At 66.1% G+C, this 8,930-nt stretch carries 7 protein-coding genes; 4 read left to right on the top strand and 3 right to left on the bottom strand.

Annotation, left to right across the window (positions count from 1 at the left end):
• Nucleotides 1-317: 317 nt before the first annotated feature.
• Nucleotides 318-1,382 (bottom strand): glycosyltransferase family 4 protein, encoded by a 1,065-nt coding sequence (locus tag BHE01S_RS05135; RefSeq protein ID WP_042261251.1) that lies wholly within the window; start codon nt 1,380-1,382, stop codon nt 318-320.
• Between the two features lie 770 nt (nt 1,383-2,152).
• On the opposite strand from BHE01S_RS05135, the gene BHE01S_RS05130 reads away from it, so the two are divergent.
• Nucleotides 2,153-3,988 (top strand): ABC transporter ATP-binding protein, encoded by a 1,836-nt coding sequence (locus BHE01S_RS05130; RefSeq protein WP_042261249.1) that lies wholly within the window; start codon nt 2,153-2,155, stop codon nt 3,986-3,988.
• A 129-nt stretch (nt 3,989-4,117) separates the two neighbouring features.
• On the opposite strand, the gene otsA is transcribed toward BHE01S_RS05130, so the two are convergent.
• Both otsA and otsB read right to left on the bottom strand, forming a co-directional pair.
• Nucleotides 4,118-5,545, bottom strand: coding sequence for an alpha,alpha-trehalose-phosphate synthase (UDP-forming) (gene otsA, locus BHE01S_RS05125; RefSeq protein WP_042261247.1), 1,428 nt, complete (start codon nt 5,543-5,545; stop codon nt 4,118-4,120).
• Between the two features lie 112 nt (nt 5,546-5,657).
• Nucleotides 5,658-6,410 carry a trehalose-phosphatase gene (gene otsB, locus BHE01S_RS05120; protein ID WP_042261316.1) on the bottom strand — a complete coding sequence of 251 codons (753 nt, stop codon included), beginning with the start codon at nt 6,408-6,410 and terminating at the stop codon, nt 5,658-5,660.
• 360 nt (nt 6,411-6,770) lie between these two features.
• Here otsB and BHE01S_RS05115 point away from each other — a divergent pair, with 360 nt between their 5' ends.
• The 3 genes from BHE01S_RS05115 to BHE01S_RS05105 all read left to right on the top strand — a co-directional run bounded on the left by BHE01S_RS05115 (nt 6,771) and on the right by BHE01S_RS05105 (nt 8,893).
• Nucleotides 6,771-7,364 carry an SCO family protein gene (locus BHE01S_RS05115; protein WP_042261313.1) on the top strand — a complete coding sequence of 198 codons (594 nt, stop codon included), beginning with the start codon at nt 6,771-6,773 and terminating at the stop codon, nt 7,362-7,364.
• A 66-nt stretch (nt 7,365-7,430) separates the two neighbouring features.
• Nucleotides 7,431-7,898 (top strand): copper chaperone PCu(A)C, encoded by a 468-nt coding sequence (locus BHE01S_RS05110; RefSeq protein WP_042261245.1) that lies wholly within the window; start codon nt 7,431-7,433, stop codon nt 7,896-7,898.
• Nucleotides 7,899-8,008: 110 nt separating this feature from the next.
• Nucleotides 8,009-8,893 carry a cytochrome c oxidase assembly protein gene (locus BHE01S_RS05105; RefSeq protein ID WP_042261312.1) on the top strand — a complete coding sequence of 295 codons (885 nt, stop codon included), beginning with the start codon at nt 8,009-8,011 and terminating at the stop codon, nt 8,891-8,893.
• Nucleotides 8,894-8,930: the final 37 nt, after the last annotated feature.

The raw sequence follows: 8,930 nt of genomic DNA, 5'->3' as shown, positions 1-8,930 counted from the left end.
GACCAGAGTTGACGCTTTAGCGTCTTACTCGGGTCCCATGCAAAGCTGTCGACCAGAGTTGACGCTTTAGCGTCTTACTCGGGTCCCATGCAAAGCTGTCGACCAGAGTTGACGCTTTAGCGTCTTACTCGGGTCCCATGCAAAGCCCGCTTTCGCGGGCGCCGCGGATTTTACGGCACGGCCATTATAGGGACATTAAGCGTGCGCCTCACCCGCCGCCGCCGCGAATGTGACAACGCCCCGGTGCATGGGCACCGGGGCGTTGGAAAAGCGGGAAAGCCGGGCGCGCCGCAGCGCGTCCAGTTCCGGTACGGACCTTAGCCGGCGTTGACTTCGCGCAGCACGGTACGATGCTTCTGGCGCAGCAGTTCTTCGTACACGGCCACGTAGTTGCGTGCCATCACCTTCGACGAGAAGCGTGCCTCGAACGCGGCGCGCACCTTCTCGCGCGGCAGCGACGACAGACGCTTGAGCGCCGCGACTGCGCTGATTTCGTCTTCGACGACGAAGCCCGACACGCCGTTCTCGATGACTTCCGGCACCGAGCCGCGCTTGAACGCGATGACCGGCGTACCGCAGGCCATGGCTTCGATCATGACGAGGCCGAAGGGCTCCGGCCAGTCGATCGGGAACACCAGCGCATGCGCATTGCCGAGGAACTCGCGCTTCTCATGCTCGCCGATTTCGCCGATGTACTCGACATGCGGCAACGCCATCAGCGGCTTGATGACTTCTTCGTAGTAGGCGCGGTCCGCCTTGTCGATCTTGGCGGCGACCTTGAGCTTCATGCCGGCCTGGCCGGCGATGCGAATCGCGCGGTCAAGGCCCTTCTCCGGCGAGACGCGGCCGAGGAACGCGAGGTAGCCGGGCTCGACGTCCGGAATCGGCGTGAGCACATCTTCCGGCAGGCCGTGGTAGACGGTCTGCTGCCAGTTGGCCTGCTGCAGCGGAATGCGCTGGTTGTCCGAGATCGACACCACCGGCACGTCGTTGAACGCGTTGAACACCGGCTGCAGTTCCGGCAGGTCGAGACGGCCGTGCATGGTCGTGACGAACGGCACCGGCTGGCGCTGGAACAGCGAGAACGGGTAGTAGTCGATGTGGAAGTGCAGCACGTCGAACTCGTCCGCGCGGCGGCGAACTTCTTCGAGCAACAGCATGTGCGGAGCCATCACGTCGCGAATCGTGGGGTCGAGGCGCAGTGCCTGCGGCCAGAACGCTTCGAGCTTTGCCGAGGTAACCGAATCGCCGCTGGCGAACAGCGTGACATCGTGGCCCTGTTCGACCAGCGCTTCGGTCAGGTAGGAGACCACCCGTTCCGTGCCGCCGTACAGCTTGGGAGGAACCGCCTCGTGCAACGGAGCGATTTGAGCGATTCGCATAGTGGTGAACTCCTTCCTCGTAATAAATCGGGCAATAGACTGCAAATTTGACAATCGACCTATGCAGGCTGCGGCTTCCTTGTCGCCACGCGCCTTACAGGCGTTCCGTACCGCTAACCGCGCCGGAAATCCGGACACAGACCGACGCAGTTGTGAAGCGGCAAGAGAGCGCACACGCGGCGGTTCAGGCGGTAAACGCGCAGGGTTCGCGGCCGTTGACAGAAAAGCTGTCAAATTCCCTACGTCGTCCGAGTCGGCATTATCCCGGTCCAGGGTAAATACCGGCTAGATCATTTCAAAGTCTTTACGTTGTTACAAACCGGAAACACTCCGCAACCCATTGTTTTCCAAGAGAGTTCTAAATTGGGTGCTGCACTGCGGGAAACCACTGTGCGCGATTGCCGCGGGTGACGCGCAGAATCGATCCTGCACCTGTTCGCCGTCGGCGGACGGCGTGTTGCGAGCAAGCACAGCGCTTTTCCGAATGCAATCTGCAATTCTATCTCTAAAACACCTGTCTCTAAAACGGTCCGGGATTCCTGTTGAACCTCCGCTGCAACAACGTGTCCCCAATCTGTATCCCGCGCTATCGTGTCGCGATATGATGCGCGTCCGCCGGGCACAGGCGGTGCGCCAGGCGCATGGGGTGTTTACAATGCGGTAAGTCCGCCTTCGTTGCCGTGCGCCCGAAGCCCTTCGTCGCCTCAGCGCCCGCCCTCTTCCTTTGAACTTGCACGGACGAAGTTCCGTCAGACCGACCACCCGATCAATTGGAACATCTGACCATCGCTCAGCGTAACGCCCACAACGCAAAGCTCGCGAGCTATGCGCGGCGCCCGCTCGCGTTCCTTTTCCGCTACATCAAGCGCCATCCGTTCGCCCACGCTGTCGTGCTCGCCAGCGTGTTCGCAGCCGTCGGCTGCGCGCTTGCGTCGCAATACGCCATCAAGCATCTGATCGATGTGCTCGGAGCGGGACGCCATCATCCGGGCCCGCTGTGGAGCGCGTTCGCCATCCTCGTCGGCCTGATCGCCGCCGACAACCTGCTCTGGCGGGTCGGCGGCTGGTTCGCGGCGCATACCTTCGTCGCCGTGACGGGCGACCTGCGGCGCGACCTCTTTCAGTACCTGAGCGGTCACTCGCCCACTTACTACGCCGAAAAGCAGCCCGGTACGCTCGCCAGCCGCATCACCGCGACGTCGAACGCCGTCTACACGGCCGAGAACACCACCGCGTGGAACGTGCTGCCGCCTTGTATCGCCGTGGCCGGCGCGATCGTCATGATCATCGCCGTCAATCCGCTCATGGCGGCGGGCCTCCTCATCTGCTCGGCGATCCTTTCGGTGATCCTCTTCAAGCTGGCCGGGCGCGGCTCGTCGCGCCACCACACCTTCGCGTCCAGGGCGGCCGCGGTGGACGGCGAGCTCGTCGACGTGATCGGCAACATGGCGCTCGTGCGCGCCTTCGGCATGACGGTCCGCGAGCAGAAGCGCTTTCGCTCGACCGTCAAGGCCGAACTCGACGCGCGCCGATCGAGCCTGCTCTACCTCGAAAAACTGCGTCTGCTGCACGCCGTGATCACGGCCATGCTGTCGGCTGGCCTGCTTGGCTGGGCGCTGTGGCTCTGGGATCAAGGCAAGGCGACGTCGGGCGACATCGTGCTGGTCAGCTCGCTCGGCTTCACGATCCTGCACGGCACGCGCGATCTGGCCGTGGCGCTCGTGGATGTGACCCAGCACGTGGCGCGCCTCGCCGAGGCCGTGCAGACGCTGCTGGAGCCGCACGGCATGCCCGACCGCGACGACGCCAGCGAGCTCGTGGCCCAGGGCGGCCGCGTCGATTTCGAGGGCGTGACTTTCGCGTATCCGCACCGCAAACCGATCCTCGACCATTTCGATCTGCGCATCGAGGCCGGGCAGCGCGTAGGCCTGATCGGCAAGTCGGGCGCGGGCAAGACCACGGTGCTCGCGCTGCTCCAGCACTTCTACGCCACCCAGTCCGGTGCCATCAAGATCGACGGCCAGGACATCGCGCACGTCACCCAGGACAGCCTGCGCCACGCCATCGCCCTCGTGCCGCAGGACATCTCGCTGCTGCACCGCTCGATCTATGAAAACATCGCCTACGGCCGCCCCGAGGCGAGCCGCGAGGAAGTGATCGCCGCGGCCCGCGAGGCGCGCTGCGCCGAATTTATCGAGGCGATGCCCGAGGGCTACGACACGCTCGTGGGCGACCGCGGCGTGAAGCTGTCGGGCGGCCAGCGCCAGCGCATCGCGATCGCGCGCGCCATTCTCAAGAACTCGCCGATCCTGCTGCTCGACGAAGCCACCTCGGCGCTCGACAGCGCGTCCGAGGAGGCCATCCAGCAGGCGCTCGACCGGCTGATGGTGGGCCGCACGGTGATCGCGATCGCGCACCGCCTCTCCACGCTCAACAACTTCGACCGCATCATCGTGATGAGCGCAGGCAAGGTGATCGACGACGGCACGCCGGAAGAACTGCGCAACCGCCCCGGCCTCTACCGCGACCTCCTCGCCAAGCAATACGGCAAGCAGTCCACGCTGCATCTGGGCAGCAAGAAGACCGACGAAAAGCACGTGGCCTGACATCACTGCGCCGGCGGGCGCCTCGCCCGCTGCGCGTTGCCCCAAACGCCCGGACGCAAAAATCCGCTTCAGTGCACCGACCGAAGCAGCTTCTTTTTGCGCTCGCGCGGGTGTGCGAGGCGCGGGTGCTCAGCCCTGCGCGCGCTCGAGCGGCGGCAGGCTCGCCTGTCGCACGCTGACGCGGCCGAGATCGCGCATGAAGCGGTCGCGCCAGACCGAGACATTGTTCTCCCGCAACTGGGCCATCATGTCCTGATAGCGCGCGAGGCGCTCGGCAAGCGGCATGGAGAGCGCGGTGCCCAGCGCATCGGCCATGCCGTCGATATCGAGCGGATTGACGATCAGCGCGCCCGAAAGCTCCTGCGCCGCGCCGGCGAAGCGCGAGAGCACGAGCACGCCCGGATCCTCGGGATCCTGCGCCGACACGTATTCCTTGGCGACGAGGTTCATGCCGTCGCGCAGCGGCGTGACGTAGCCGACGTTCGACGCCCGGAACAGCGCGGCCAGCACCGCGCGTTCGTACTGGCGGTGGATGTACCAGATCGGCGTCCAGTCGAGTTCCGCGTAACGGCCGTTGATGCGCCCCGACTCCGCCTCGAGGCGCAGCCGGATGTCCTGATAGGCATGCAGGTCGGCGCGCGTGGGCGGCGCGATCTGCACGAACGAGACCTTGTTGCGCTGCGCCGGCGTGTGGTCGAGCAGGCGTTCGAAGGCGCGAAAGCGCTCCACGAGCCCTTTCGAGTAGTCGAGCCGGTCCACGCTCATGATGACCTTGCGCCCGTGCAGCGTGGACTTGAGCGTGCGCACCGGCTTGCCGCGCTCGCCGGCCCTGGCGAGTTCGGCGATCTCGTCGGGATAGACGCCGATCGGGTAATCTCCCGCGCAGAGCGTTTGCCCGAACGCCTCGATGCGCGTGAGGCCGTCCGGCTGCAGCGCGGTCGTGCCCCCCGCCTCGTTCACGATGTAGTCGCAGAAGGCGCGCAGGTCGGGCCTCGTCTGGAAGCCGAGCAGGTCGAACGCGCACAGCGCCTGCACCAGTTCGCGATGCGGCGGCACCGCCAGCAGTACCTGCGAGGCCGGAAACGGGATGTGCAGGAAAAAGCCGATGCGGTTCTTCACGCCCGCCGCGCGCAACGCCTGGGCGAACGGAATGAGGTGATAGTCGTGGACCCAGATCACGTCGTCTTCGCGCAGCAGCGGCACGAGCTGCTGCGCGAGCCACGCGTTCACGCGGCTATAGCCTTCGTATTCGTGGCGGTCGTACTGGACGAGATCGGCGCGGTAGTGGAACGCGGGCCAGAGCGTCGCGTTCGAGAAACCGCGGTAATACTGGTCGTAGTCGCGCCGCAGCAGGCCGATGGTGGCGAAGGTCACGGGACCACGCTCTTCGAGCGCGATCTGCGGCTGGCCGGAGGCAAGCACATCCCCGCTCCAGCCGAACCACATGCCGCCGGTTTCCTTGAGTGCGTCGTACACGCCCACCGCGAGGCCGCCCGCGGCCGGGCCGCCTTCGGAAATCGGGGCGACGCGGTTCGACACGATGATCAATCGGCTCATGAGGGGCGGGGTCCGTGCAGGAAATCGGCAAAGCGTGGCGCGCGCGTGGCGGCGCCTCGGCTCAGGCAAGGCAGGCAGTCTGCATGGGCAGTCAAGCGAGGCATGCGCGCAATCACCGGGCACCCGGCATGGCCGCAACGAGCGATGCGAGCCAGCCGATCAGCGCTTCGACCGAGTCGACACGCGTCTGCGCGATGGAGTCGCCGCCGCCGACCTTGATCGACAACCCACCCAGCGCATTGACGACGGCGAAGCCCTTCTCGTCGGTCAGGTCGTCGCCGGCAAACACCGGGCTGCGGCCCGCGAACGGCGGCTCACCGAGGAATGCGCGCAGGGCGCGGCCCTTGTCGACATCCTTCGGCTTGATTTCGTAGACCATCTTGCCGGGCTGCAGCACGTAGGCGTCGGCGTAGTCGGCGGCAAGGCGCTCGGTCGCGGCGCGCGCGGTGCCCTCGTGTTCCGGAGCGTTCCGGTAGTGCAGCGCGAGCGACGCGCCCTTGATCTCGAGCAGCATGCCCGCATGCGTGCGCACCACCTCCGCGAGCACCTGCTCCATGTGCAGCAAGCGCTCGTCGTTGAAGCCGACGCGCTGCGTGTCGCCGTTGGCGTCGCGCCGCTCGGCGCCGTGCAGGCCGGCCACGGGCAGATCGGGCATGCCGAGAAAACCATCGATGCTCTCGATGCCGCGCCCGGAGACGATCGCCACCGCGCCATGCGTCGCGCGGCGCAACTCGCGCAGCCGCGCGACCATGTCCGGACGGACGAGCACGCCATCGGGCGTGGGCGCGAGATCGACGAGCGTGCCGTCGAAATCGAAGAAAAATGCCGTCTGTTCAGGCGGCAGGACTGCCGGAAGTGCTTGCATTGCGTTCTTTTCACCCATCGGCCTGCTGGCCGGGTATGGCCCCGGGCTGCGCCCAGGGAAAGTGTGCGAATCTTACCGCGCCTTGGATCGATTATCGAGAAAGTACGGGCCCGACCGCCTGTGCAGGCATCCCGGGACTCGAAGATGCGGCATATCGACGCGCGTGGTCCGCATGAGCGGGGCGCTCGCGAACCACGCGGACCCAATTTTGCTACAGTCGCAGCGACAAGCCGAGCCCGGTGGTCTGAGGAGCGCGGCCAACGTAGCCCCATCGAGCCGACGAGATTGCCTTTGTTCCCCACCTTCGATCCCACGCTGCGCACGTTCCGCACCCGCCTGAGCGGTCGCCTTCGCGGCGGCATGCGCAGGCTGCGGCGCACGGCGGCGGTGGCGGGCGCGGTGCTGCTTGCGGCATGCTCGCATCCGGGCGAACCGTGGCAGCTTACGAACGTGAGTGGCCATCTGCCCGACCTCGACTTCGCGCTCACGGCCGACAACGGCCAAAGCGTGACGGGCGCCAGTTTTCGCGGAGACACGACGCTCGTCTACTTCGGCTACACGCATTGCCCGGATGTCTGTCCGGAAACCATGGCGCGCCTGATGCAGGTTATAGCGAAGCTCGGCCCCGATGCGGACAAAGTGCGGATACTCTTCATCAGCGTCGATCCGGCGCGCGACACGCCGCAGGCACTGCACGCCTACGTCGGCGCGTTCGACGCCCGGCATGCGCGCGGCCTGACCGGCACCGACGCCCAGATCGAGTCGCTCGCGCGGCGCTACCGCGTGGCCTACCAGATGGAAAAGCGCGACCCCGACGGCAGCTACGAAGTCACGCACAGTTCGGCCGTCTATGTGTTCGACGCGCAAGGCCACGCGCGCCTGCTCGCCACCGACCACGACACACCGGACGCAATCGCGCACGACCTGCGCCGCGTCATCCACGATACGGCGTGAACGCGGACCGTCTCGCCGGCCCAATCATCGGGTTTTGATGCAACAGCAATCGCAACAGGAAACGTTATGACGAAGAACCTCAAGTCACTCACCGTCTCGCTCGGCTGCGCGCTGAGCACCTTCGGTGCGCTCGCCGCCTTCGCGAGCGCCGCACACGCCGCGGCCGGCACGCTGAGCGCGCAAGGCGCATGGGTTCGCTGGCTGCCCAACGACCTCCCGGCCGCGGGCTACGTGACGCTCAAGAACGACGGCGACCAGCCGGTCGATCTCGTGGGTGTATCGAGCGACGCCTATGGCATGGTCATGCTGCATCAGACGGTTTCGAACGGCTCGACGCAGAAGATGGTCATGGCGCACAAGGCGACGGTGCCCGCGCACGGCACGCTCGCCATCGCGCCGGGCGGCTACCACCTGATGCTGGAGAAGGCGAAGCACAAGGTCGCGCCGGGCGACACGGTGAACGTGAAGCTGCAGTTCTCGGACGGCGAAACGCTCGACACGCCGTTCGCAGTCAAGCCGCCCTCGGGGCAGTAAGGCCGCAGCGATGCCACCGCGCGCGCATTCGCCGCATTTGCCGCCGCATTTCCCATTAGTTGCGCGCGCAAGCATGTTGAATCCGCGATGAGGCCGCCGCCATGCTCGCGATGACCCTGCTCTACTGGCTCCAGCCCTGGGAGCCCTCGCCGACCGTGATGATCTGCACCCTGCTCGCGGCGGTGCTGTTCGTGCGCGGCAAGCGGCACGCGCGGGTGTCGCTTGCACGGCAGATCTCGTTCTGGTTCGGGCTAGGCGCGCTCTACGTCGTGCTGCATACGCGTCTCGACTACTACTTCGAGCACGAGTTCTTCATGCATCGCGCGCAGCACCTGGTGCTGCACCATCTGGGGCCGTTCTTCATCGCGCTCGCCTATCCGGGCGCGGCACTGCGCGCGGGCATTCCGTTCAGGTGGCGGCAGCGCTTCGTGCGCCCCGCGCTCGCCGCGCGGCCCGTGCGCGTGGCGCTCGACATCGTCATGCATCCCGTCGTCGCGGTCGGGCTCTTCGTCGGGCTCATCTATTTCTGGCTCTTTTCGCCCATCCACTTCATCGCGATGCTCGACTGGCGTCTCTACCGCGTCATGAACTGGAGCATGGTGATCGACGGGCTGCTGTTCTGGTGGCTCGTGCTCGACTCGCGCCCCGCGCCGCCCGCGCGCCTCTCGCCGGGCAAGCGCGTGCTCGTCGTGATCGCGGCGATTCCGCCGCAGATCGTGCTCGGCGCGTTCATCTTCTTCACGCCGCACGAGCTTTACCCGGTTTATTCGATCTGCGGGCGCGCGTTCACCTGGCTATCGCCCATGCGCGACCAGCAGATCGGCGGGCTGCTGCTGTGGATTCCGGGGTCGATGATGAGCGTGGTCGGCTCGCTGGTTGCGCTGCGCCACTGGATGCGGCTATCCGCGCGTGGACGCTTGCAGCGGGAGCGGCAAAGCGGCATGCGGACGGCCGACGGCAAGCGTCAGGAGGAAGGGCGCACCCTACGCACGTAAAGGAATCGCGTTGCCGCGCAAGGCGCGATGAATGTCG

This window comes from Paraburkholderia heleia NBRC 101817, from assembly GCF_000739775.1.
GTDB classification, from domain to species: Bacteria; Pseudomonadota; Gammaproteobacteria; order Burkholderiales; family Burkholderiaceae; genus Paraburkholderia; species Paraburkholderia heleia.
Note: the sequence above shows the minus strand (reverse complement) of the source record. Positions and strands in the feature narration are given on the sequence as shown.